The organism is Kosakonia sacchari SP1, from assembly GCF_000300455.3.
GTDB lineage: Bacteria > Pseudomonadota > Gammaproteobacteria > Enterobacterales > Enterobacteriaceae > Kosakonia > Kosakonia sacchari.
In genome coordinates this window covers 3,584,805-3,607,875 of record NZ_CP007215.2, presented here as the reverse complement: position 1 = coordinate 3,607,875, position 23,071 = coordinate 3,584,805, and the positions used below count along the sequence as shown (strand labels likewise).

The 23,071-nt window shown below is 51.7% G+C and carries 21 protein-coding genes; 11 read left to right on the top strand and 10 right to left on the bottom strand.

All coding sequences use genetic code 11. The features are described from left to right. The first annotated feature begins 321 nt into the window (after positions 1 to 321). Positions 322 to 1,152 (top strand): BglG family transcription antiterminator LicT, encoded by an 831-nt coding sequence (gene licT / locus C813_RS40105; RefSeq protein WP_017455740.1) that lies wholly within the window; start codon positions 322 to 324, stop codon positions 1,150 to 1,152. Positions 1,153 to 1,180: 28 nt separating this feature from the next. Beyond that, positions 1,181 to 2,578: a glycoside hydrolase family 1 protein gene (locus C813_RS40100; RefSeq protein WP_017455741.1), complete on the top strand. Its 1,398-nt coding sequence runs from the start codon at positions 1,181 to 1,183 to the stop codon at positions 2,576 to 2,578. A 52-nt stretch (positions 2,579 to 2,630) separates the two neighbouring features. On the opposite strand, the gene C813_RS40095 is transcribed toward C813_RS40100, so the two are convergent. Then, complete coding sequence (locus C813_RS40095; protein WP_017455742.1) at positions 2,631 to 2,816, bottom strand: hypothetical protein; 186 nt, start codon at positions 2,814 to 2,816, stop codon at positions 2,631 to 2,633. Positions 2,817 to 3,259: 443 nt separating this feature from the next. On the opposite strand from C813_RS40095, the gene C813_RS40090 reads away from it, so the two are divergent. Both C813_RS40090 and C813_RS40085 read left to right on the top strand, forming a co-directional pair. Continuing rightward, positions 3,260 to 5,146: a beta-glucoside-specific PTS transporter subunit IIABC gene (locus tag C813_RS40090; RefSeq protein WP_017455743.1), complete on the top strand. Its 1,887-nt coding sequence runs from the start codon at positions 3,260 to 3,262 to the stop codon at positions 5,144 to 5,146. A 237-nt stretch (positions 5,147 to 5,383) separates the two neighbouring features. After that, positions 5,384 to 6,931 (top strand): carbohydrate porin, encoded by a 1,548-nt coding sequence (locus tag C813_RS40085; RefSeq protein ID WP_238593040.1) that lies wholly within the window; start codon positions 5,384 to 5,386, stop codon positions 6,929 to 6,931. 108 nt (positions 6,932 to 7,039) lie between these two features. On the opposite strand, the gene C813_RS40080 is transcribed toward C813_RS40085, so the two are convergent. Next, the gene (locus C813_RS40080; protein WP_017455745.1) at positions 7,040 to 7,444 is read right to left on the bottom strand and encodes an H-NS family histone-like protein; all 405 of its coding nucleotides are present in this window, start codon (positions 7,442 to 7,444) and stop codon (positions 7,040 to 7,042) included. A 920-nt stretch (positions 7,445 to 8,364) separates the two neighbouring features. Beyond that, positions 8,365 to 9,270, bottom strand: coding sequence for a LysR family transcriptional regulator (locus C813_RS40075; RefSeq protein WP_017455747.1), 906 nt, complete (start codon positions 9,268 to 9,270; stop codon positions 8,365 to 8,367). Between the two features lie 165 nt (positions 9,271 to 9,435). Here C813_RS40075 and C813_RS40070 point away from each other — a divergent pair, with 165 nt between their 5' ends. The 6 genes from C813_RS40070 (at position 9,436) to C813_RS40045 (ending at position 14,138) form a co-directional block, all read left to right on the top strand. Then, entirely contained in the window at positions 9,436 to 10,185 is a 750-nt protein-coding gene (locus tag C813_RS40070; RefSeq protein ID WP_017455748.1) for an SDR family NAD(P)-dependent oxidoreductase, read from the top strand. Between the two features lie 54 nt (positions 10,186 to 10,239). After that, entirely contained in the window at positions 10,240 to 10,605 is a 366-nt protein-coding gene (locus C813_RS40065) for a nuclear transport factor 2-like protein (RefSeq protein ID WP_017455749.1), read from the top strand. A 43-nt stretch (positions 10,606 to 10,648) separates the two neighbouring features. Further along, positions 10,649 to 11,047, top strand: a complete 399-nt coding sequence (locus tag C813_RS40060; RefSeq protein ID WP_017455750.1) for a putative quinol monooxygenase — start codon at positions 10,649 to 10,651, stop codon at positions 11,045 to 11,047. A gap of 94 nt (positions 11,048 to 11,141) precedes the next feature. Beyond that, on the top strand, positions 11,142 to 12,107 hold the full coding sequence (locus C813_RS40055; protein ID WP_017455751.1) for a fatty acid desaturase: 966 nt from the start codon (positions 11,142 to 11,144) through the stop codon (positions 12,105 to 12,107). Beyond that, positions 12,073 to 12,891 (top strand): phosphate/phosphite/phosphonate ABC transporter substrate-binding protein, encoded by an 819-nt coding sequence (locus tag C813_RS40050; protein WP_017455752.1) that lies wholly within the window; start codon positions 12,073 to 12,075, stop codon positions 12,889 to 12,891. Before C813_RS40055 ends, C813_RS40050 begins: the two co-directional genes overlap by 35 nt. Before the next feature lie 155 nt (positions 12,892 to 13,046). Next, positions 13,047 to 14,138 carry an NADH:flavin oxidoreductase/NADH oxidase gene (locus C813_RS40045; RefSeq protein WP_017455753.1) on the top strand — a complete coding sequence of 364 codons (1,092 nt, stop codon included), beginning with the start codon at positions 13,047 to 13,049 and terminating at the stop codon, positions 14,136 to 14,138. A 51-nt stretch (positions 14,139 to 14,189) separates the two neighbouring features. Here C813_RS40045 and C813_RS40040 read toward each other — a convergent pair whose 3' ends face one another. The 5 genes from C813_RS40040 to C813_RS40020 all read right to left on the bottom strand — a co-directional run bounded on the left by C813_RS40040 (position 14,190) and on the right by C813_RS40020 (position 19,713). After that, positions 14,190 to 14,387 (bottom strand): hypothetical protein, encoded by a 198-nt coding sequence (locus tag C813_RS40040; protein WP_017455754.1) that lies wholly within the window; start codon positions 14,385 to 14,387, stop codon positions 14,190 to 14,192. A gap of 162 nt (positions 14,388 to 14,549) precedes the next feature. Next, positions 14,550 to 16,214, bottom strand: a complete 1,665-nt coding sequence (locus tag C813_RS40035) for a methyl-accepting chemotaxis protein (protein ID WP_017455755.1) — start codon at positions 16,212 to 16,214, stop codon at positions 14,550 to 14,552. Positions 16,215 to 16,665: 451 nt separating this feature from the next. After that, entirely contained in the window at positions 16,666 to 17,124 is a 459-nt protein-coding gene (locus C813_RS40030) for a DUF3828 domain-containing protein (protein WP_017455756.1), read from the bottom strand. A gap of 104 nt (positions 17,125 to 17,228) precedes the next feature. Then, on the bottom strand, positions 17,229 to 18,938 hold the full coding sequence (locus C813_RS40025; protein WP_017455757.1) for a pectate lyase: 1,710 nt from the start codon (positions 18,936 to 18,938) through the stop codon (positions 17,229 to 17,231). A 73-nt stretch (positions 18,939 to 19,011) separates the two neighbouring features. Then, a complete protein-coding gene (locus C813_RS40020; protein ID WP_017455758.1) occupies positions 19,012 to 19,713 on the bottom strand; it encodes an oligogalacturonate-specific porin KdgM family protein in 702 nt (233 codons plus the stop codon). 812 nt (positions 19,714 to 20,525) lie between these two features. On the opposite strand from C813_RS40020, the gene C813_RS40015 reads away from it, so the two are divergent. Then, the gene (locus C813_RS40015; RefSeq protein ID WP_025263701.1) at positions 20,526 to 21,062 is read left to right on the top strand and encodes a helix-turn-helix transcriptional regulator; all 537 of its coding nucleotides are present in this window, start codon (positions 20,526 to 20,528) and stop codon (positions 21,060 to 21,062) included. 52 nt (positions 21,063 to 21,114) lie between these two features. Here the strand turns inward: C813_RS40015 and C813_RS40010 are convergent, their stop codons facing one another. Next, entirely contained in the window at positions 21,115 to 22,008 is an 894-nt protein-coding gene (locus C813_RS40010; RefSeq protein WP_017455760.1) for a proline iminopeptidase-family hydrolase, read from the bottom strand. A gap of 84 nt (positions 22,009 to 22,092) precedes the next feature. After that, positions 22,093 to 22,848 carry a LuxR family transcriptional regulator gene (locus C813_RS40005; RefSeq protein WP_017455761.1) on the bottom strand — a complete coding sequence of 252 codons (756 nt, stop codon included), beginning with the start codon at positions 22,846 to 22,848 and terminating at the stop codon, positions 22,093 to 22,095. Positions 22,849 to 23,071: the final 223 nt, after the last annotated feature.

The following is a 23,071-nucleotide window of genomic DNA, read 5'->3' as shown; positions in this document are numbered from 1 at the left end:
TACTCTGCTGTATGTCAATGTTCCCGGTAAAATATTTCCGCCCGTAGCAAAAAATACATGCACAACCCTGCAAGGGATTGCACGGTTTGCAGGACACTGATCACACATCCATGATTATCATCACAGTTCCCGTTTTGAAGGCTTGAGCCGCCTCGTCTGATTCGTTATAAGAGTTCCCAGGGCGTAATCAGAAGAAAACTGAGCGAAACCTGATTCCATTGTTGCCTTGCGTGGCTGCAATGGAGTCAGGTTTTTTTTTGCTTTTTTTCGGGCGTACTCCTCCGGGAAGAACATCTGGGTTAAACAGTGAGAAAGCTGAAAATGAAAGTAGAAAAAATACTCAGCAACAACGCTGTCCTGCTCTCCAATGCACAGCAAGAAGAGATCGTGGCCATTGGGCGGGGCATTGGTTTTGGCAAAAGACCGGGCGATAAGGTCGACAATAGCCAGATTGAAAGCCAGTTCGTCAAAAAGTCGGAAGGGCTGGCGGACGTCCTTTCGCAACTGCTGGCGGAAATTCCGCCCCCTTATCTGGCGGTCACGCAACAGATCATTGCGCTGGCTCAGCAGCGGCTGGCGATCACAGTGCAGGACACGCTGTTCCTGGCATTAAGCGACCATTTAAATTTTGCTATTCAGCGGCAAGCTAACGGACTGGTGATTAAGAACTTTTTGCTGTGGGACATTAAACGTTTTTATGCCCAGGAATATGCGGTGGGGCTTGAGGCATTGCAGCTTATCAACAGTAAACTCGGCATTAGCTTGCCGGAGGATGAAGCCGGGTTTATCGCACTGCATCTGGCGAACGCCAGGAATAACAGCGACATGCAAAGCACCATGCAGAGTGCCACCATCATTAAAGATGTGCTGACAATCCTGAAATACGATCTGCACCTGACCTATGACGAAGAGTCGCTAAATTATCAGCGGCTTATCACACACCTCAAATTTTTCGCACTGCGTTTGCTGAACCGCAATACCGTCGCGCACGGCGACGACAGCATCTATCAGGGGATCACTGGCATGATGCCGACCGCCTATGCTTGTGCGATGAAAGTTAATGATTATGTTGAAAAAAATTACCAGTGCCAGCTCACCACCGACGAAGTGATGTTCCTGACGATTCATATCAATCGCCTGAGCGGTGATTAACGGCGGCAAGATAAAGGAGAAAGTAACGATGCAAATGAGATTTCCCGAAGGTTTTCTCTGGGGCGGTTCAGTTGCCGCAAACCAGGTCGAAGGCGCATGGAACGAGGGAGGAAAAGGGGTTTCCACTTCTGATCTGCAACCGCAGGGAATACACGGTAATGTCGTTGAACGTGACGCGAACAGCACCGGTATTAAAGATGTGGCCATCGATTTTTACCACCGCTACCCGGAAGATATTCAGCTCTTTGCCGAGATGGGATTTAAAGTGCTGCGTACCTCAATTGCCTGGACGCGCATCTACCCGAATGGTGATGAAAGCGAACCAAATGAAGAGGGGCTGGCTTTTTACGACCGGCTGTTTGATGAAATGGCGCGCTATGGCATCCAGCCGTTGATCACGCTGTCACACTACGAAATGCCTTACGGGCTGGTGAAAAACTATGACGGCTGGAGCAGCCGGAAGGTGATCGATCTGTTCGAGCGCTACGCGCGCACGGTCTTTACCCGCTATCGCGATAAAGTGAAATACTGGCTGACGTTTAACGAAATCAACATGGCATTACATGCGCCGTTTACCGGCGTTGGGCTTGCGGGGGAGCGAAGCAAGCAGGAGATCTATCAGGCCATTCATCATCAGTTGGTGGCGAGCGCCCGTGCGGTAAAAGCCTGCCATGAAATCATCCCGGATGCCAAAATCGGCAGCATGTTGCTGGGTGGCATTCGTTACCCGATCACCTGCAAACCGGAAGATGTACTGCAATCGCAGCGGGTAAATCGCGACTGGCTGTTTTTTGGCGATGTTCAGGCGCGTGGTGCTTATCCGGCGTGGATTGGCCGCTTTTTCCGCGAAAATAACATCTCGCTCAATATCACCGGGCAGGATGAACAGGATCTGCAAGAGACGGTCGATTTTATCTCGTTCAGTTATTACATGAGCGGTTGCGCCGCTGCACAGCCGGAGCTCTATCAAAGTTCGCGCACCAATATTATGCGCATGATCCCCAACCCGCACCTTGAAAGTTCCGAGTGGGGCTGGCAGATAGACCCGCAAGGGCTGCGTTTTTTACTCAATGAGCTGCACGATCGTTACCAGAAGCCGCTGTTTATTGTGGAGAACGGGCTGGGGGCGAAGGATGTCCCCGCCGAGGATGGCTCGATTGAAGATGATTACCGCATCCAGTATTTGCAGGCGCATTTGGTGCAGGTCAGAGAGGCGATTGAAGATGGCGTGGAACTGCTGGGGTATACCAGTTGGGGGCCGATTGATCTGGTCAGCGCCGGAACCGCGCAGATGTCGAAACGCTATGGCTTTATCTATGTGGATCGCGACGATGCCGGGAATGGCACGCTGGCGCGTCGGCGTAAGAAAAGCTTCTTCTGGTATCGCGATGTGATCAGCAGTAATGGGGAAATGTTAGCGCCGTAATGTGAGTGCAAACTATGCCGGATGTGGCTTACGCCCATCCGGCATTTGTCGTTTATGGCGTCACGGTGACAATCGCGCGGCGGTAAGCGAAAAGTGACGGCGTGCCGTCATCCTGCACCTGCAAAATGATGTGGAATGGCGTAGCGGTTTTGACTTGCGGTGCGGTAAAGCTGGCATTAAGTGAGTCACTGTCCCCAGGCGCCAGTAACGTGTTTAATAGCGTTTTTGGAAGTGACATGGAGTTTTCCCTATCTTAAAAAACAAAAAACCTGCTTTCCGTTGCCTGGTGGAGCAACGGAAAGCAGGTTTCGCCAAAAGGAGATGTAACGTCCTGTGCGCATGGTTATAAAAAGAGTCGTTCAGGCAGGCAACGCATAATATTGATAAATGTGACCGGGGTTCTGTATTTGCCTGGTTGTTTAATTCCAGGTCAACGCTATTTGCGTGATGATTTTCACAAATTGAGCATTTGCGATGGTAATTGCCTGCGTGGCTTGTTAGAAAGAGGGCGTTAGTTAAGGACGTCACCAGAGAAATTCTGGGCGAGACCTGGATAAAGCAGTGTGTTTACACACTATTTTATCCAGGTTTTTTTTTGCTTTTTTCCAGCTGGCCAGCGGATGCAGGCAACACCAGGGTGACCTGATTATTACTGTCGTTTGTGAAACGGGAAGTCTCATTATGAATAACAAAGTACTGGCAGAAAATATTCTGCAGCTGGTAGGTGGAGAGAGCAACGTTGCGACGCTGGTGCATTGCGCGACGCGTTTACGCTTTAAAATCATCGATAACAGCAAAGTGCGGTTGGCCGAACTCGACGCGCTGGACGGCGTCATTACCGTAGTGAATGGTTCAGGCCAGTTACAGGTGGTAATTGGCAACCGCGTGCCAGACGTGTTCCGCGCGTTTGGTACCATCTCCGGATTACTGGAGGATGATAAGAAGAAACAACCTGCGGAACCGGCGCAAAATACAGCCTCGCTGTTAGGGCGTTTGATCGATTTGGTGGCCGGGATTTTCACGCCATTATTAGGCGCGATGGCCGCAGCCGGTGTGCTAAAAGGCGCGCTGGCGATTGTGCTGGCCGCCGGGTGGCTGAGCAATAAAGAGAGCACCTATATTATTTTGCATGCCGCATCCGACAGCCTGTTCTATTTTCTGCCGATGCTCTTAGCCATCACCTCCGCACGTAAATTTGAAACCAATATTTTTGTTGCCGTGTCGATCGCGGGAGCGCTCATTTACCCCAGCATTCAAGGGTTATTTGATGGCGGTCAGCCGGTGAGTTTTTTTGGCCTGCCGGTGGTGATGATGAAATATACCGGTTCGGTGATCCCGATTATTTTCAGCGTCTGGCTGATGTCGATAATAGAGCGCTTTCTCAATCGTCATATTCATGAAAGCGTGCGCAATATTCTGACACCGTTTTTCCTGCTGACGTTGATGGTGCCGCTGACGTTAATGACCATCGGGCCGATTGGCATTTCGATCAGTGAGGCTGTCGCCTCTTTATTTGTTTCGATTTACGGCTTCAACCCGATTATTGCCAGCGCGCTAATGGCTGCCGCCTGGCAGGTGTTGGTGATTTTCGGCGTGCACTGGGGCTTTGTTACCGTCTTTATTAACGACATTTCGGTAATGGGACACAGCTTTCTTAAAGCTGCCTCCAGCCCCTCGGTTTTCGCCCAGTCTGGTGCGTTGCTGGCGGTGATGCTGCGCGCGAAAGACAAAAAGCTGAAAGCACTGGCGGGCAGTACATTTATCGCTTCGTTGTTTGGCATTACCGAACCGGGTGTCTACGGCGTCACCTTGAAATTGAAAAAACCGTTTATCTGCGCGGTGATCGCGGCGGCCTTTGGCGGTGCGGTGGTCGGGTACGCCAAAAGCTCGGCGATTTCGATGGGCATGCCGGGGCTGCTGACGCTGCCGATTTTCTACGGCGATGGTTTTATCGGCTTTCTTATTGGCTGCGGCGTGGCGTTTATTGGTAGCCTGGTGCTGACGCTGATCGTGGGTTTTGACGAACCTTCCGCGCAAGCGATACCTGACGCGTCGGCGAGTGAAAAAAAGCATCCCGCACATCAACCGGTAATGCCAAAAACCGCAGCGCTGGTTCCTGAGCAGATTACCGCACCGGTTTCTGGCGCGTTAATCCCGCTGGCTGAAGTGGATGATAAGGTCTTTTCGACAGGCGTCGTCGGGCCGGGTTTTGCCATTATTCCTGATGAAGGGCGAGTTTATTCCCCGGTCGACGGCCATATTGCCAGCACCTTCACCAGCGGCCATGCCATTGGCATTCGCTCCACGGCGGGTGCGGAAATACTGATCCACGTCGGGATCAATACCGTGCAACTGGATGGGCAATATTTCCATATGCAGGTGAACGAAGGCGATGAAGTCAAAAAAGGCCAGCTTCTGCTGACCTTCGATCTCAATGAAATTAAACAGGCGGGTTATGACACGGTGACGCCAGTGGTCATCACCAACAGCGAAGCCTGGCGCGAATTACATATTAGCGATAAACCCTATTCCCGCTTTGGCGAGCCGGTAATGGCGCTATTGGTGTAACTCTCGCTGCTAGCGGGAAGCTATTTGCGGCGGGGGCGGTTGTCGCCGCAACCTATTAAAAACGTGTTTATGCGTTAAGTGATCTACCCCCACAGGACGTTACTGATTTTATTCAGGCGAGACCTGCAACTGACGGAGCATTTTCCGTCGGTTGCGGGTCTTTTTGTTTTCTGGGGGCAATACTGAGGGGAACTCATGAAGGTGAACAACATAATTTCTAAAAAGACGTGTATTGCCGTGGCGTTATTATCCTGTTACGGCGCAAGCGGCGGGGTAATGGCGCAGCCGCTAACGCTTGAACAACGCATGGCGGCGCTGGAAGCGCAGTTGCGCGTTACGCAGCAGAAACTGCAAGCCTATGAAGAAAAAGAGCACGCGCAGCAACGCAACGTGGCCTCATCAGCCGTGCCTGCGGCGCAATCTGGTACGACGGTTCAGGCTACGGCCGCGCAGGCTAAAACGGAGCCGGAGTTGTCGGCAGGGACACTGAAAAAAATAAGCCAATATGTGCAGGATGATACCGGCTTTAAATATTCCGGTTATTTCCGCTCAGGTTGGGCAACCACCACCAATGGCGGACCAAAATCATGGGCAGTGGGCTCGCTGGGGCGTTTTGGTAACGAATATGACGGTTGGTATAACTTGTCATTAAAGAAACGAGCATGGCGCGATGGCGACAAATCTATCTGGGCGAATGTGCAATTTGAGGGCGATCTCGGGTTAACCCAGAGCAATGAATCCTTTGAAAAAGGGATGTCGGGCGGCGGTATGGGCAAATTGAGTAAGCTCTATGTTGAAGGCAACGGACTACTTCCTTTTGCGCCAGAAGCGTCGGTCTGGGTAGGGAAACATACGCTGCCACAGTATGAAATTCAGCTACTGGACTGGAAAAGCAATCGCACACTTTCCGGTGCAGGTGTAGGAATAGAAAACTGGAAGCTGCCGGTTGGCGCACTCAGTATGGCAATAACACGTAACGATATTGATAACTACAGTACAGTCTGTGCGGCGGGTTCTTCCAGTTGTAGCGATACCACGCAGGTTAACGTCAATATCGCTGAAGTTCGCTACAAGAATCTTCCTGTCACGGAAAATACGACGCTGGAGCTTGGCGCGAAATATGCGTTTGCTAACCAGACGGATGAGCAGAAAAAAGCGCAGGCGGATAATGATTATTATCAGGTGAAATCCTCCTGGCTTGGGCAGGCGATTTTGCGTAAGCCCATTCTGAAAGGCTCAAATGAATTGACGCTGCAAGTGGCGAATAACTCCCTTGCCAGCCAGTTTATGAATATTTCCAGCGCCAATCCGGATTTTGATTACAACAGTTCTTACTACGGTATTCACAGCGGTGGTATTGGCTGGCGGTTAGTGAATCAGGGGGAGTTCTATCTGGGTGAGAAGATAATCATGGCGCACGCGCTGGTGTATGGTCGCGGCCACGATCTTTACTCGACGTATACCGGCGCGCATACGGACTTTACCACCGCGCGGGCGGTTATTCGTCCGTCATGGATCTGGAATCAAAACATGCAGACGGCGCTGGAATTGGGGTATTTCACGCAGAAAAATCGCGTCAATAATTCCACATCGGATGAATCTGGTTATAAGGTGACGCTGGCGCAGGTGTATAAAGTGGATACCAGCATTCTTAATTCCCGACCGGAACTTCGTCTCTATAGTACTTACCTGAAAGCGTTAGAACATGAGATCGATAGCCAGACCTTTAACGACGGTAAGGATTATCAAATAAGTTTTGGTGTGCAGGCTGAAGTGGTCTTTTGAACAACAAAAACAGAATCCCCGCCGGGGCGGCGGGAACAATAACGCATGCAGACGTTGCGTTAGAAAGCGATAAAAATGCAGGGTGGGATAAAGACAAACCCTTTATTTTTAGATGGCAAAATCTTCCAGTTTTTTACCGTCTTCCAGTGCCTTGGCAATCACTTTCGGTGTGCGGCCCTGACCGGTCCAGCTTTTTTCCGTGCCGTCTTCATCAATATACTTATATTTGGCAGGGCGAGGTGCACGAACAGATTTTGATTTCGTCGTTTGTCCTTTCAGCGAGGATAAAAGTTCGGTTGGATCGATACCTTCATCCAGCAGTTTTTGACGAAACGCAGCCAGCTTGGCTTCTTTCTCTTCTTGTTCTTTACGTAGAGAAGATTCTTCTTCACGACGTTCTTCAACAACAACTGACAGTTTTTCAAGCATCTCTTCAAGAGCTTCAAGGGTAAGCTCACGGGCCTGAACTCGCAGGGTGCGAATGTTATTAAGTGATTTAAGTGCTTCTGACATAGCGTCACTCCGTGTGCGGAAAAATGAATAATCTATCGGAATTAATTTTTAGTGATAACGACATAAAAATCAATATGGAATTATAGGTTTTAGCAAATATATATGTGATTTTGCAACCCTATGACTTTGTAGGTATCTCGCTAAGGGTAATTTAGTAACAATGCGGCATTAAAAAGCCACAGAATTTAAGGGTTATTTTTATCGGAATCGTTAGTAAATGCCGCTTGTTCATCATGAAATAACCTATATCTTTGCATTGATTTTCGATTGTCAGGGGCAGATTTTTCTTAACAAAGAGTCATTACAGGTATAGCGCCTGTTTCAAACGGTAAAAGTTATCTCTGAACTGGCGCGTTTTTTCTTTTTGATTTGCGTTAGCGCAAGCGGCAATTTCAGCGCGGCTAAATGCTTCATTAAACATGAACACATATTGGTGGCTCAGGTCGTTCCACAATAAGTCGCTAAGAAATTTTGCCCGCGCCAGACGCTATTGAGAATATTCTCGATTGGTAGCAAGTACGGCACGCTTCAGTTGATATCGGAAATCATAAAAATCCACCTTATTGACCGGCAGTTGTGGTTCCTTTTTCATACCCATCTTTTAATTACATACAGTAATAATTGCGTTGCTGGATATCGCGCGTTGCGTCGCACACAGCGTGTCGCATGAATGATGAAGTGTCGGTTTTATCCTGTTCGCGGGTATTAAGGATATTAAACCGAAACTGCCTGGCCTTATCCCTATCCTATTTTTTTAAATGTTCAGCCTGCAAGAAAACGCGCGGCACGATAAATTCACCGTTCAATATCACCAAAGCATTGCTGCCAACCGCAGTCGCGGATACGCGTTATCGCTGCGTTGGCGCTTTTGCATGCGAATAAGCAGATTCAGGACAAAGGGGTTGCAGATTATTTCGCGGTTATTTTCCCACCCGCTGGGGAAATATCTCCAGCAGCCAGTCAATAAACACCCGAAGACGATGTGAAACATGGCGGTTTTGTGGATACACCACATGAAAAGGGTACGGCTCTGGCCGCCACGGACGCAGGATCTCCACCAGCGTGCCCGCTTGTAGCGCCGCACCGAGTGAATAGCTGAAGGTCTGGATAATCCCCAGCCCCGCCATCCCGGCAGCCAGATGCGCATTGCTCTCATTAATACCAATCCGGTGCGCCACTTTTATTTCGGTTTTCTCGCCATCGCGCTCAAAGCGCAACGGAAACGCCCGGCCGGTTTGCGGCGAGAGGTAACTGACCAGCCGGTGGCCGTTTTTGAGCTCCTCCGGGTAGGCCGGCGTACCAAATGTTTTCAAATATTCCGGCGTTGCGCAGGTGATGAGCGTGGCAGAACCAATACGGCGGGCAATCAGCGAGGAGCTATCCAGCGGCCCGCCACGGATCACGCAATCCACATTGTCGCTAATCAAATCCACCGTGCGGTCGGCAACGCCTAAATCGAGGCGAATATCCGGATAACGCGCCAGAAAATCCGGCAGGGCGGGGATTAACACATCTTTCGCCGTGGAGCCGCCAATATCGACGCGAAGCTGTCCGCCCGGCGTGCCGCGTGCGGCATTGAATGAACCGTCGACATCTTCGAGATCGCGCAGAATACGGGTCGTTTTTTCATAATAGTCACGCCCTTCCGGCGTCACCATTACGCGGCGTGTAGTGCGCTGCAATAACCGCACCCCAAGGTGCGCTTCAAGTTCCTGCACCAGCTTGCTCAATGTCGCATTGGGCATCTCCAGAGAATCCGCCGCCCGGGTAAAGTTTCCCGCTTCGACCACGCGGGCGAAAGCGCGTATTGCCAGTAATTGATCCATGCCAGTTCCTCCGCTGCTGTGATGATGATTATACACAGTGGTGAATAGTGATTTTCATTTTTCGGTATTTTTCAATAAAAACGGGGAAGGTAGAGTAGCGCCATACCTGAGACGGCAAACGAATTTGCCGCAGGAACATCCCCTAACTGAACCGAGGAATACAACATGAGCACACAACTGAATGGCAAAATCGCACTGGTGACTGGCGGGACAAGCGGCATTGGTCTGGCAACCGCACAAGAGCTGGCAGAGCAGGGGGCGCGCGTCTTTATTACCGGTCGTCGCCAGGCCGAACTGGACGCGGCGGTTGAACGTATTGGTTCCAGCGCCACGGGCATTCGCGCCGATGCCTCGGTGATGGCGGATCTTGATGCCGTCTTTGCCCAGATTGCGAAAAGCGCCGGGCGGCTCGACATTCTGTTTGCCAATGCCGGTGGCGGCGACATGCTGCCGCTGGGGGCGATTACCGAAGAACATTTTGACCGCATTTTCGCCACCAACGTGCGCGGCGTGCTGTTTACCGTGCAAAAAGCGCTTCCGCTGCTGGTGAACAACGCATCTATTATTCTCACTGGTTCTACAACATCGGTGAAAGGCACCGCCAGTTTCAGCGTTTACAGCGCCAGTAAAGCGGCGGTGCGTAACTTTGCCCGTTCATGGGCGCTCGATCTGCAAGGGCGCGGTATCCGCGTTAACGTGGTTAGCCCAGGCCCAATCCGCACGCCGGGTTTAGGTGAACTGGTGCCGGATGAGCATCGCCAGGGCTTGTTTGACGCGCTGGCCGCCCAGGTTCCGTTGGGGCGTTTAGGTGAACCGCAGGAGATTGGCAAAGTGGTCGCGTTTCTCGCTTCTGATGCTGCCAGCTTTATCAATGGCGCTGAGCTGTTCGTCGATGGCGGCATGGCGCAAATCTAATTCACCACGCCGGGCTGGCTGTCGTTGTGCCAGCCCGCAACGCAGGAGCAGAACATGCACACTTCCGCGCTTTTGGTCTCTCAGCAACTGATCGACAAACATTTTGTTATCTGGAATGGCGCACACCCTGAACAACAGATCGCTACCTTTTCTGATGTCTATACCGATGATTTTTTCGTTGCGGATTACGCCGATGTGGCCACTGGCTTTCAGAACGTCGCGGCACTGATTGCTCGCGTACAAGGTGAACATCCGGGGTTTTCCTTCACCCCCGAGCCGGTGACGTGGAACCACGGTTTAGGGCGTGTCACGTGGGGTTATGGCCCGCAGGAGAACCCGAATCTGATTCGCGGTGAGGATATTTTCACCGTGCGCGACGGTCGCCTTGCCAGCCTGTGGGTATTTATTAACACGCCGTAACGGTCGGTAAGCAGCATCATTCATTGCTCATTGAGGAATCATTATGAACACACCTGCAAACCTGCGTTTTTCCAGCGCCGACCATAACAAACTGCCTGCTACAGGTATCGTTGTTAGCGCTTACTATCGCGTCCATCCTGAGGACAGGAAAACCTTTATTGATGCTGTGGTGCCGGAAATGGCGGCGGCGCGCAAACTGCCGGGCTGTATCTATTATGCTTTCGCGCAGGATTTGGCTGATGCCAACGCCTTTCACCTGGTTGAAGGCTGGAAAGATGAAGCCGCCTACCAGCGACATGAAAACGCGACAACCTTTCTGCAGGCCCTGGCGACGGTAGTTAAAAATGTGCGCATCCTTAACCGCCAGGGTGTTCGCTACGATGTTGCCCTGCAACATGTGGATGATCCGCGCGGCAAAGTAGCTGAGTTGCCGCCGCATTAAGCGATTTTCAGCAATAGCTAAGCCATTTAAATACTTTGTTATTTCCGGCGTTCTCTCACATCGTGGCGACATGAGATTGTGGGGGGACGAGTGAATGGCGAAAAGCAGCGCGGTCTATTTAGATGAACAACAGCGAGCCGCTGTCCGGCGGTTATCGCGCAGCTGGCTGTGGCGCAGCGAGCTGCCTACCTGGCTGGTGATTGCTACCGTGTATGGCGGTTGGTTAGGCACGCTCGCGCACTGGAAAATGCTCGGCCTGTTGCCGGCAACCGCGCTTCTTATCCTCTTCACCACCTGGTATTTGTCGGTACAGCATGAGCTGATCCACGGGCATCCCACGCGCTGGGCCTGGTTTAACCAACTGCTGGGGTTAATGCCGCTGGCGGTATGGTATCCGTACGGAATTTATAGCGATTCGCACCTGGCTCACCACCGTACGCACTTACTGACGCTGCCGGAAGATGATCCGGAATCCTACTATTTTTCCACTCAACACTGGCATCGCCTGACACGCTGGCAGCGAAAACTGATCCAGTTGCGTAATACCTTTGCGGGTCGTTTACTGCTGGCTCCGGCGCTGGATATTGTGCACTTACTGGCGGGAATGGTGGCGGCATTTCGCGTGCGGCAAGGCAAAACCATGCTGATGTGGCTGGTACACGGTGCGCTGTTGGTCGTGACTTTTGCCTGGATAAGCCATTGTGAATTTTCCGTTATCTGGTTTGTGCTGGCGGTGAGTTATCCGGCGCTGGCTATCACGAAAGTGCGTTCTTTTCTCGAACACCGCGCCGCAGACGATCCGCTAGCGCGTTCGGTGATCAACGAAGCCGCGTGGCCGTGGCGTCTGCTGTTTCTTAACCTCAACTATCATTCTGTGCATCACGATCTGCCCGCTGTACCGTGGTACGGGTTGCGAACGGTTTACCTGCGAGACAAAGCGGCGTACCAGCAACGCAATAGCGGGTTTCTGGTGCGCGGCTATAGTGAATGGTTACGGCAGTTTTTCTTTACTCCGGTAGAGGTCAATGCACACCCCGCAAGCAAAGTACGCAGTGAATAACATTGCCCTGCCAATGTATAACGTCGCACAGCCAGAAACCGCCGCGCTGGGCCAGGCGTTGTGTGAACTTCTGGCGGAGCGCGGACTCCCGGCGCAGCAGATTTGGCCGCAAAGCGACCTGCTTACCCACTGGCGGCGTGACGATGTGCTGCTCAGCCAGACCTGCGGCTACCCGCTGGTAACGCAACTACCGGATGTGCAACTGGTTGGCTGCTTCCACTACCTTGCGCCGGGCTGTGAAGGTTTTCGTTATTGCAGCTTGCTGGTGGCGCGTGATGAGGAATGCGCTACTTCGCTTGCTGATTTTCGCGGTCGTCGCGCGGTGTGCAATTCCGCTGATTCGCAATCAGGTTATAACGTGTTGCGTTACCTGGTTTCGCAGCTTGCGGGCGAAGGGCGATTTTTCGCTGATGCTCCCCATTTCAGCGGCAGCCACCGGCAATCGCTGGTAGCGCTGCACAACCGTACGGCGGATATCGCCGCCATCGACTGCGTGACGTTCGCCTTATTGCAACGCCACGAACCTTCCCTGTTGCGCGGGTTGCGTGTGATAGCACAAAGCCCGTTAGCGCCGGGGCTGCCGTTGATCACGGCGCAACGGAGCAGCACCGCCACGCTCGCATCAATAAGAGGGGCGTTGCAGCAACTGGTCAATGACACGCGTTTTCGCGAAACCTGTGCCGCGGCATTGATTGGCGGTTTTAGCGTGACCACGCGACAGGACTATTCTTTGTTGTTGAGATGGCGGGATGAGGCCGCAGCACGCGGCGTCACGCAGCTATAATTCGGTAGTCATTTCATTATGTTATCAAAGGTAAATGCCGTGAAAAGGGCACGTGCCGCCAAAGACAAGCCCGGAAAATTGGCTGAAAGTCATGCAAACCATTCACACTGTTGCCGTCCGGGAGTGCCCTTTGCGAAACCGGAAAAGGATGAGATATGAGTCAGTTATTCACCGAAGTTAATATTGGCGACGTTGCGCTGGATAACCGCATCGTTATCGCCCCGATGTGCCAGTACTCCGCCGAAGATGGGAAAGCGACCGCCTGGCATCGTATTCATTTAGGTAACCTGGCGCTCTCCGGCGCGGGGCTGCTGATTATCGAAGCTACTGCCGTTGAGCCGCAGGGGCGTATTTCGCCGCAGGATCTTGGCCTGTGGGATGACGAAACCGAGCAGGCGCTGCGCGTGGCGCTGGACGATATTCGCCAGTACTCGCCGGTGAAAATCGGCATCCAGCTTGGGCATGCTGGCCGTAAAGCGTCGGTCAGCGCGCCCTGGCTTGGCGGGAAACAGCTTTCGCCGCAAGAGGGCGGCTGGCAAACGATCTCGGCCTCCGCGCTGGCGCACGATCCGGCAGAACGTCCGCCGCTTGAAATGACAAAACAAGATCTGGCGCGGGTTAAACAGGCGTTTGTCGACAGCGCATTGCGCGCGGTGGCGCTGGGTATTGAGGTGATTGAAATCCACGCGGCGCACGGTTATTTGCTGCATCAGTTTCTCTCGCCGCTCTCCAACCAGCGCAGCGACGAGTATGGCGGCAGCCTTGAAAATCGCCTGCGTTTCACGCAAGAGGTGTTTAGCGCCGTGCGTGAAGCGGTACCGGCTTCCGTAGCCGTAGGCATTCGCATTTCGGCGACTGACTGGGTAGAAGGTGGATGGGATCTGGATCAATCGGTAGTACTGACGAAAAAAATTGAAGCCCTGGGCGGCGCATATGTTCACGTCTCCAGCGGTGGGCTTTCACCGTTGCAAAGCATTAAGGTGACGGCGGGTTATCAGGTGCCGTTTGCCAAAGCGTTGCGCCAGCAGACCAATATGCCGGTTATCGCCGTGGGGTTGATTACCGAGCCACAACATGCCGAAGATATTTTGCAGCAAGGGGAGGCCGATCTTATCGCGCTGGCAAGAGGTGCGCTCTACGATCCTCGCTGGCCGTGGCATGCCGCTGCCGCCTTGCACGGTGCGGTACATATCGCGCCGCAGTATCGCCGCGCCGAACCGCACGGTGTGAAAGGTACGGTTAAATAACACATGAATCGGTGAGCTTACTATTCCGCCAGGCTCACCGCTATTAGCCCGCTATACGCCTTTTCGCACCAACTCTGCCGCCTTGAGGAATACGTCATCTTCTACGCCATCGCCCCTGTTTCTGCCTTGTCGTTCAATCTCCTGCACGATGTTGTCGCGGTTAATGGCTTTGCGTTCTGAAACAAGGCCGATCACGGCCGCGCCAATGGCTAATCCAATGAGCCCCGTGTGCTCATCATTGAACTTCATGCGTTATCCCTCCCCGATTTGTCTAAGAGAAATTTAGCACACAGATATATTTCCGCCATTTATCAAAATCACCGCATTATAAATACGTTATATATATGTAATATAAATAAAAAAACGCCTGAGGCGTGCAGCCCCGGGCGCGGTGAAAGGAGAGAAATTGGCTTAGAAAGATTGCCAGTTATCGCGGTTCTCACCGGTTGATGAGGAAGCCAGCGCCAGCTGCGGCGATTGGCGTAACGGGGCTCTGCCCGGCTGTGCGTTACGGCGGTTCTCTTTCACGCCGGAATCAAACATGGCGATGGTTTTATTCAGCCGCTCAGCCTCTTTTTCCAGCGAGACGGCGTTAGCCTTCGCTTCCTGTACCAGCACGGCGTTTTGCTGTGTGACACCGTCCATTTCGGTCATCGCCTGGCCAATCTGATCGATACCACGGCTTTGTTCATCGGAGGCGACGGAAATCTCCGTCATTAATTTATTCACATGCTCAATGGAATTGATAATCACCGACATGGCGCCACCGGCTTCCTGAACCTGTTCGGCCCCGGTTTTAACGCGGGATACGGATTCATGAATCAGCGTTTCGATCTCTTTTGCCGCCTGCGCGCTACGGCTTGCCAGCGCACGTACTTCACTAGCGACCACGGCAAACCCACGGCCTTGCTCCCCGGCGCGCGCCGCTTCAACTGCCGCGTTCAGCGCCAGCAGGTTGGTCTGGAACGAAATGCTGTTGATAACGTTAGTAATGTCAGCAATTTTCTGCGAGCTTTCGGAAATTCCGTGCATGGTTTTCACCACGGTTGCGGTGATTTCGCCGCCTTTTTGCGCGGTGTGCTGCGCGTTTTCCGTCAGTTTACGGGCTTCGCGCACGTTCTCCGCATTATTACGTACAGTAGAAGTGAGCTCTTCCATGCTGGCTGCGGTCTGTTGCAGCGCGGCGGCTTGCTGGTCGGTACGCCCGGAAAGCTCCTCGTTGCCTTCTCTGATCTCATTCGTACTGCGGTAAATGCTGGTCGAACTCTCCTGGATAGTTTCCACCGTGGTTCGCAGGCTCTCCTGCATGGTACGGATGAAGGGAATCAACTGGCCCGCACAGTTACGACCAAATTCGTGCAATTCGTGATTCAGTTTACCGGCGGCCATGGTTTCCATATGTGTCTGGATCGCACGAAGCGGTTTAACAAGGAAATTCACCAGGTAGCGGTCGGTGAGAAACAGCGTGAAGATACCGGCAATTAAGGCGGCAGCGAGCACATATTTATTAAAAATCACCTGCGCCTGTGTTTGATCCAGTAAATCGTTGGACTGAATCGCTTGCGTGTATTTTTCCGCCGTTGCGCCAAACTGCACGCTCAGCGGGGGATAAGTTTTGCGAAATAAGTCGCGAAAGGTATCCGCTTGCTTATTTTTGGCCGCGTTTAGCATTGGCACAATGCCGTTGTTGAGCAGGGCGTCCCAGTCGCGGATCATGGCGGCGACGGTTTCGCTATCGACACCTGGGTGCTGGCTGGCGCGAAACTTCGCCAGCATATCCTGGGTAATGGCCAGTGCTTTTTCAGCGGAGGCGAATGTTTTATTCGCATTTTCGTCATCGCCGGTTTGCTGGTAATCCATGGCGCGTAGCATACGGGTTACGGTGCGGAAATATTGATCGTTTCCTTTCACCAACAAGGCGTAGACATTTTTTTGCCCGGCGTTTTGCGTCAGTAATTGGTCAATGGTCGAAAAATTGTGAAATGTCAGGACGGTTGCCAGTCCCCAAATAATGCTGAAGAGCGATAAAATGATGATCAGCATTTTGCGGATAGTTATGTCGCGAAGTATTTTCATGTTGTTCCCCCGGTAATAGAAATTACCCTCAGGTTGGCATTGGCCCAGCTCTCTGGCTATTTCACCCTCCATGACATTCTGACCAGAACGCGATTGGCGTTAATAAAACGGTCTTTTAACTTTTTGAAAAGATGTTCTATTTTATGAATGTTGATATCAATCAACTTAAATATAATTAATCAGAGTGCAGAATATTATTCCTGGACTTCGATCACATAAGCTATCTGAATTCATAATAATCGTCTATTATTTTTCAGCAATTACTTGAAAAGGTTATTTCTATCGACTACCAATATTTAATTTGAGTTAAGTCTTATTAAATTCAATTTGATGGTTATTTCTTAGTGGCCGGATAATAAGGTCGCTATCTTATTTAATCTGCGTTAAATAAAATTGCGTGCTAATAATACGCAAGAGAAATGCCGGATTGATATATCCGGCGTTGCGGTGCTTAATACAGTTTTTGTTCGAAATTATCGGTGATATCAACCACGCGCCAGATTTTCCAGGCGCCAGCTTCATTGCGCGTCCAGACTTGCAAATGGTGTGATTTATTCTCCTCCACACCGAGCCAGACATCGACTACCTGGCTGTCGCCGTGGGATTTCGCTGGTGCGGTTTTTAACTGCGGGATCCAGTCCGGGGAGTAATCCTGGGTATAAGTGAAATAATCGGCTTCAAGAATCTCCTGTTCGGGCATCTCATACACGGTGGCAATGCGCGTCAGCAATTTTTCTGTCACCCAACTGCGCATCTCGGGTTTTTGTACCATCTCCGGCGGCGACGTGGTGTCGAAGGCAGGTAAATAGTAGCGATAAAAAGCCGTGACGCTTTTTTGTGCGTCTGTGGCGGGCGTGGCGCTGGCGAAGGGAAGATAAAGTGCGAAAAGTAAGCTCAGAGCAAATCGCATGAGTGTTCCTGAAAAGGCGTTATGATGACTGCCAGAATAGCATGCGAAGGGAAAAAAACGGGGCAAGAAAACCTCCCACGGGCGCACCGTGAGAGGTGAGGGGATTACTTTTTACCGTTAGGTTTCAACTGCTCACCCGGTTTGAGCATGAACAACTCGTCATCACGGGTGGAGTAGCGCACGGTGCCATCGGCCAGCAGATACGCGCCTTCGGTAAAGCCTGCGCCGTTGATAAATGGCGCAACCGCATCAAGTTTGCCACGCATGGCCGCTTCCAGCGCCAGCAGTGCATAAGGCGCGATATTGTCGACATTGGCATAAATATACTGTGGATCATCGATGAAAAAGTTATTCAGCCGTTTCGTCGCCAGAATATTGTCCGCCACTTTATCCGCTAGTGTCAGGTACCCTTTATCGCCGGTAGATTGCCAGAGATCGATCAGCGCAAAAATGGCATACGGCTCGCTGTTTTTTGTGTTCAGATCCAGCTTGTTGTTTTTGCCGCCCGGCTCACCGATATCACCCAGCCCCTGTCCTTTGGCAATGCCGCGCGCCACTTTCCACATCTCTGCGTCCGGTGCCAGTGTCCAGGCGCGGGCATAAGAGAGCAGGAATTCATTCCCCGCCGGATAAGGCTTTAACACGGTGCCTTTCTTGCCGTAATAACCGTCGCGCGGCAGCGTGTAGTTCGACAAGTTGGTGCCGTTTGCCAGCATCGGGCGGAAGGTGTTGGTTTTCTCATCATAGGCGTAATGCGCAAAGGCTTTCAGGCCATCAAGCGTCCACTTTTTGATGTCGTTGCCATCCGCGCCCAGCGATTTTGCCAGCGCTAATTGCATCAGGGCGTTTTCGGAGTAGAGCGTGCTGGTGCGGCCTTTCAGCATCATATTGCCTTCCAGCGCGTCGGGGCCAAATTCCGGGCCAAACTGACGCTGGGCGCGATCGCCATACTTCGAGTTGGTATCCGTGTCGTCGGTGGTTTCGGCGCGTTTCAGCGCTTGCGTAAACTGATAAACGCCTAACCCGGTCTTTTTATCGCGTGGCAACACATACTGCTCCGCCAACCGCTTCGCCCAGGTGAGCGCGCCTTTCTCGCCATCGTGTTGATACAACAGTGAAGCAGAATAAATTAAGTCGTTGCCAGCGTTAAGAAAGCTTAGCCCTTTGGTGGCGAAGAACGGCGGTTGCTGTTCAAAGTGGCTGGCCCACAGTTTGCCCATCTCTTTGCCGTATTCGCCGTGGCGGCTGGTTTCGAGGATTTTCCAGTCGTACACATGTGCGTTCCAGAACGCGCGGATAAAGCGGGCGGTTGCCGGTTTATCCACGGCAAACATCAGGTCGTACCATGGATACGCATTTTTCAGTTCATGGACCATCTCTTTCTCGCTTGGCCCTTGCGGTTCAAGCGTTTTCAGATCGATAAAACGATGCCCGCCCCATAGCAGCAGCCCGCTTTTGTCCTGGTAGTGCTGGAAGTAGTAACGGACATTATCTTCCGCCCGCTTTTTATATTTCGCATCTCCCGTCAGGTTGCTCAGGCCAACCAGCACGCGCATCAGATTCTGCTGTGCGGAGAAGTTGGAAAGTACCGCCGTTTTTCCGTCCGGAAAGACCCACTCCATCTGCTTACCGGTGCGCGGATCAACGCCATCCGCCAGCAGTGGCACGTTGCTGTGGTATTTGTCGCCGGCTTTATCGATGACTGTATCGGCAAACGCTTTTACGCTGCTTAAACGTGCGCTCTCCTGCGCAAATGCCGTGCAGGAGAAGACACCGAGAAGACTGACCGCCAGTGCTATTTTTGACAGTTTCATTATTCGCCTCTTAGCTAAAAATAAGGATTTCTGCCGAAACCCTTATTTATGTTTGCTACCCTGCAACTATTTATTAGAAATTATATTTCACACCGACACGATAACGGGTCTGACGCTCATCGGTATATTTGCTGCCTGAAACGTTGCCGACTGCAATATATGGAGACCAGTTTTTATCAAGTTTGTATGTCAATTTGAGATCGTGCGTCCAGTCGTAGTTTTCATTATCTGCAATTAGTACGCCGGCGGACGTGGCGTGTTTGTAATCCAGTTCGTAATCGAGTTGGTAATCACCGAAAATTTTCCACGACACGGCGGCAGTCAGGTTATAGCCGTTTTCGCTGGTGTCTTTTGCCGTGCCGATATTGTTGGAGTTACGCTTGAAGTAAGGACGGTAGCGCAGCGTTGCGCCAACGTCATTGCTAAAGTTCACTTTGCCGCGCAGGTACGGGCGATAGTTGTTTGACGTGGAGCTACTGTCGAGTGAAAAACCCGGCTCAATCTGGAAGGTGGGGTTAATTTTATAGACGTAGCTGGCCACCACTTCGGTACCATTACTGACCGTCTCGTGATACGCCTTATCTTTATTTTGCGAACCTTTCCATTTTCCTTCCAGCGATAAACCAAAACCGTTAGCAAAACGGTGCGACATTAATAAACGATCTTTGTGGTTATTACCGCCACTATCATTTAATTCATGACGATAATCAAATGTAACCGCCTGGGCGGCTATGCTAATAAAAGGTACAGTAACTAATAACAAAGTGCGCAACATAATATCCCCTATTATTTATAGTCAAAAGGTACAAGATGTTCTCTGCGAAAAATGCAGATAGTTTTAATTCAAAGAGGAATGGTTAATTCACTCTCAGTGCAAATTGATATAATTAGCAAGCATAATAATTATGCCGGATATAGTTTCATAACCGTTATTACTGATAACAACAGCAACGCTAACGTTACTTTTAAAGTGGCGTGTGGTGCCGGGTGCCTCCCGGTGAATTGAGTGCCGATCGCCTCAATTCGTCCATAAAAATGAAACTTTATTGAGAATAACCTCATATCAGCATGACCCCTCCGCTTAGGGGGATTCACCACACAAAATACGGTTTTGTCTGCATCAAGATATCTCTATCCTATCAAGTGGAACGGACTTTTACACATTTTGAAATAGTGTTTTGAGACTGAGATCGAACATTTAAAAGTAGAATGAAAATTAATATTTTGCCGGTTATAAAGATAATCTTAATTGCACAAAATCATTTAAAATCAAATGAATAAGTTAACTACATACAAGAGTGTATGTATGTGGTTTCGTACGCTTTAGTGCGGTAAATAAATAGCGAAATAAATTTATTCCTGGAATAAAAAGCGAACATTTGACACAAAATGCAATACACTGGGCGCATCAGGGAGAGTACGGAAAGGAAAATCAGGGTGATTTATGTTGTTGCACATTAAACAAACATTAAACGAGCCAGCATCACGCTTGATCTGACTGAACATATCCCGCACATTCAGGAAAAAAGACCATGCCTCCGTTAGCGGAGAGGAAAATAATAAAACATTACCCTCTGGAGTACCTACATGACTATCTACGGGAAGGATCGCCTTTTCATTTATGGTATTGAGAAAATACTCAGACAACTTAGCAGGGAAAAGGGTAGCCGTTTTTGCAGTGGTGAACCCGCCATATATGTCACCACGGGAATGGACATCATGGAAATGTACTCGCTGTTTTTCTCCCGTCCGCCCGCGCACTACTCTATTTTTATCTCCTCAGAACGCCATTTTGACTCGCTGTCGCTACTTTTCCCTGGCCTTGTGAAACTCTGTCTGGCTGAAAGGTTACGTGTCGAAGAGTTGCGTCAGGCGCTGGAAGTGATGAGCTTGTTATCTGCACAGAATCAGCAGCCGGGTTACAACCACGGCGCATTTAAATTCACCAGCGCCGAACAGCAAATTATGCGCCTGCTGCTGCGCGGACATTCGGTGGAAGATATCGCCCGCATTCGCGGCGTCAGCCCGACCACCGTCAGCGTACAGCGTAACGGGTTAATGAAGCGCACCGGTACCAAAAGTTTGCAGGCGCTGTGTTCGCTCTACACCGCAATGCGCGCATAAAAAAAGCGCCTGGCCGGCGCTTAACAACACAACCTGGTGTGGGCAAACAGCCTCAGCATGTGGCCAGTAAAAAGTCACTGACGGTCTTCATGCACAACGTCCGCTCTTCGACATGGGGCATGTGGCTTGAGGATTCAAAAATCACCCACTGCGCCCCGGTAATATGATCTTTGAAAGGCTGCACCACTTCCGGCGTGGCCTCGTCGTAGCGCCCGGAAATCAACAAGGTTGGCACGCGCACTTGCTTTAACCGGTCGATAATCGTCCAGCTTTTCATGCTACCAATGACGTGGAATTCGGTGGGGCCATTCATCGCGTGGTAAACGGTAGGATCAGCCTCCATGGCGTCAAAGGTGCGTTGCACCTCCGCAGGCCACGGGTCGAGCCGGCACACATGGCGCTGATAAAATACCTGGCTTGCCGCTTTATACTCTGCGCTATCCACCGTACCCGCCGCCTCGTGAGTTAACAACGTGTCCTGCACATCCGGTGGTAACTGCGCGCGCAACTTCGCCGCGCCCTCCAGCCACAGCGCCATCGATGCCGGTGAGTTGGCGATCACCATCGCTTTCAGCCCCTGCGGCTGTGTCACCGCATGTTCTGCCGCCAGCATGCCGCCCCAGGACTGGCCGAGCAGCGCGTAGTTGTCGGCAATTTCCAGCGCTTGCAGCAGATGGTTGAGCTCATCAAGAAAAAGGCCGGGTTGCCAGAAATCGGGGCTTTTGTCCGGCAGATGGGTTGAACGGCCGTTACCCACTTGATCGTAATGGATCACCGCCCGGCCGGTCTCCGCGATATCTTTGAATGCATCAACATAGTCGTGGGTGCAACCGGGGCCGCCGTGGGCCACCACCAGCGGCGTTAGCCCGTTTTGCAGATCGCCGCAGATGCGAAACCAGGTTTGATACTCCCGGAAGGGAACGTAGCCTTCGCGAATGGTATACATAGTTGACGTCTACCCTGTTAAGTGAACTGGCTTTCAGGGTAGAACGCAGAAGGCGGCGCTGAACACTAGCAAAATTGCTAGTTATTAGCTGTCGAGCAGACGGTAGTGCAGCGCCCGTACCACCGCCTGTACGCGGTTGGTCGCGCCAAGTTTTTTCGCTGCCGTATTCAGATGCAGCGTCACGGTTGCCACCGAGCGGTGCAATTTACGGGCAATCTCTTTCGCCGTTAATCCTTCGGCTGACCACGCCAGGCACTCGCGCTCGCGGTTGCTCAATTTGACATGGCGGCACGTGAGCATTGAGGCGTCAAACAGCGGGAAGGCAGACTCCTGAAAACGGTGGGCGATAAAGGTTAATTGCGCCAGCGTGTCGCTGATATCGCGCGCTTGCTGCTGGCTGGCGACAATGCCGGTCAGGGTGACAAACCCGCCGTGCGGCAAATGCAGCGGCACTGTGGCACCGCAGGGCATATTGTGGTCGCGCATGTAATGCGTCACTTCCTGGGCGTTATCATCCAGCCTGCCATTAAGCGCTCCGCTGTCCGGGCGTTGATAGGACCAGACAAACGGCGCGCAGCTTTCCAGTGCGAAGTGTTGCACCGGATCGACCTGGTAGTAACCGCGCTCGCACCACAAGCGACGCATATCTTCCGGCACGTTACGCATCTCCAGCAGCGACGGGGTGATAAGCGCCCCTTCCAGCGAGCGCGGAACCGGTGTGTAGTCATAAATCACCGCGTCAAAACCCAGCGCCTGCGTCTGGGTAAATAGCCCGGCAAACGCCTCCTCAAGCCTGCTGGCATTGGCAGCAGCAGGGTTTTCAATGTTTATTCGCATCATTCCCCCTCATGGTTGACGGTGCCGCGCCACGGGCACGCTTTGTGCAGACTTCTCCCGTGGAATGATAAAGGCATGCAATTCCGGTGCCGTCACGCGGGAGAGGCAAAACTAGTATTTTTGCTAACTACCCAGCCTCCATGGATGCCGCTAGCGTAAAGAAAACGCCCGACAAACAAGGTCGGGCGCAGATAACCAGGGGAGTGGCGCACCATCGCGAGGCGTT

What these genes read in the sequence shown, in the direction of transcription:
- C813_RS40080 (WP_017455745.1), bottom strand. Translation starts at nt 7,444, where the DNA reads ATGTCAGAAGCACTTAAATCACTTAATAACATTCGCACCCTGCGAGTT.
- C813_RS40020 (WP_017455758.1), bottom strand. Translation starts at nt 19,713, where the DNA reads ATGTTGCGCACTTTGTTATTAGTTACTGTACCTTTTATTAGCATAGCC.
- C813_RS40060 (WP_017455750.1), top strand. Translation starts at nt 10,649, where the DNA reads ATGAACACACCTGCAAACCTGCGTTTTTCCAGCGCCGACCATAACAAA.
- C813_RS40055 (WP_017455751.1), top strand. Translation starts at nt 11,142, where the DNA reads ATGGCGAAAAGCAGCGCGGTCTATTTAGATGAACAACAGCGAGCCGCT.
- C813_RS40070 (WP_017455748.1), top strand. Translation starts at nt 9,436, where the DNA reads ATGAGCACACAACTGAATGGCAAAATCGCACTGGTGACTGGCGGGACA.
- licT (WP_017455740.1), top strand. Translation starts at nt 322, where the DNA reads ATGAAAGTAGAAAAAATACTCAGCAACAACGCTGTCCTGCTCTCCAAT.
- C813_RS40025 (WP_017455757.1), bottom strand. Translation starts at nt 18,938, where the DNA reads ATGAAACTGTCAAAAATAGCACTGGCGGTCAGTCTTCTCGGTGTCTTC.
- C813_RS40065 (WP_017455749.1), top strand. Translation starts at nt 10,240, where the DNA reads ATGCACACTTCCGCGCTTTTGGTCTCTCAGCAACTGATCGACAAACAT.
- C813_RS40090 (WP_017455743.1), top strand. Translation starts at nt 3,260, where the DNA reads ATGAATAACAAAGTACTGGCAGAAAATATTCTGCAGCTGGTAGGTGGA.
- C813_RS40015 (WP_025263701.1), top strand. Translation starts at nt 20,526, where the DNA reads ATGACTATCTACGGGAAGGATCGCCTTTTCATTTATGGTATTGAGAAA.
- C813_RS40030 (WP_017455756.1), bottom strand. Translation starts at nt 17,124, where the DNA reads ATGCGATTTGCTCTGAGCTTACTTTTCGCACTTTATCTTCCCTTCGCC.
- C813_RS40075 (WP_017455747.1), bottom strand. Translation starts at nt 9,270, where the DNA reads ATGGATCAATTACTGGCAATACGCGCTTTCGCCCGCGTGGTCGAAGCG.
- C813_RS40005 (WP_017455761.1), bottom strand. Translation starts at nt 22,848, where the DNA reads ATGATGCGAATAAACATTGAAAACCCTGCTGCTGCCAATGCCAGCAGG.
- C813_RS40100 (WP_017455741.1), top strand. Translation starts at nt 1,181, where the DNA reads ATGCAAATGAGATTTCCCGAAGGTTTTCTCTGGGGCGGTTCAGTTGCC.
- C813_RS40045 (WP_017455753.1), top strand. Translation starts at nt 13,047, where the DNA reads ATGAGTCAGTTATTCACCGAAGTTAATATTGGCGACGTTGCGCTGGAT.
- C813_RS40035 (WP_017455755.1), bottom strand. Translation starts at nt 16,214, where the DNA reads ATGAAAATACTTCGCGACATAACTATCCGCAAAATGCTGATCATCATT.
- C813_RS40050 (WP_017455752.1), top strand. Translation starts at nt 12,073, where the DNA reads ATGCACACCCCGCAAGCAAAGTACGCAGTGAATAACATTGCCCTGCCA.
- C813_RS40095 (WP_017455742.1), bottom strand. Translation starts at nt 2,816, where the DNA reads ATGTCACTTCCAAAAACGCTATTAAACACGTTACTGGCGCCTGGGGAC.
- C813_RS40010 (WP_017455760.1), bottom strand. Translation starts at nt 22,008, where the DNA reads ATGTATACCATTCGCGAAGGCTACGTTCCCTTCCGGGAGTATCAAACC.
- C813_RS40040 (WP_017455754.1), bottom strand. Translation starts at nt 14,387, where the DNA reads ATGAAGTTCAATGATGAGCACACGGGGCTCATTGGATTAGCCATTGGC.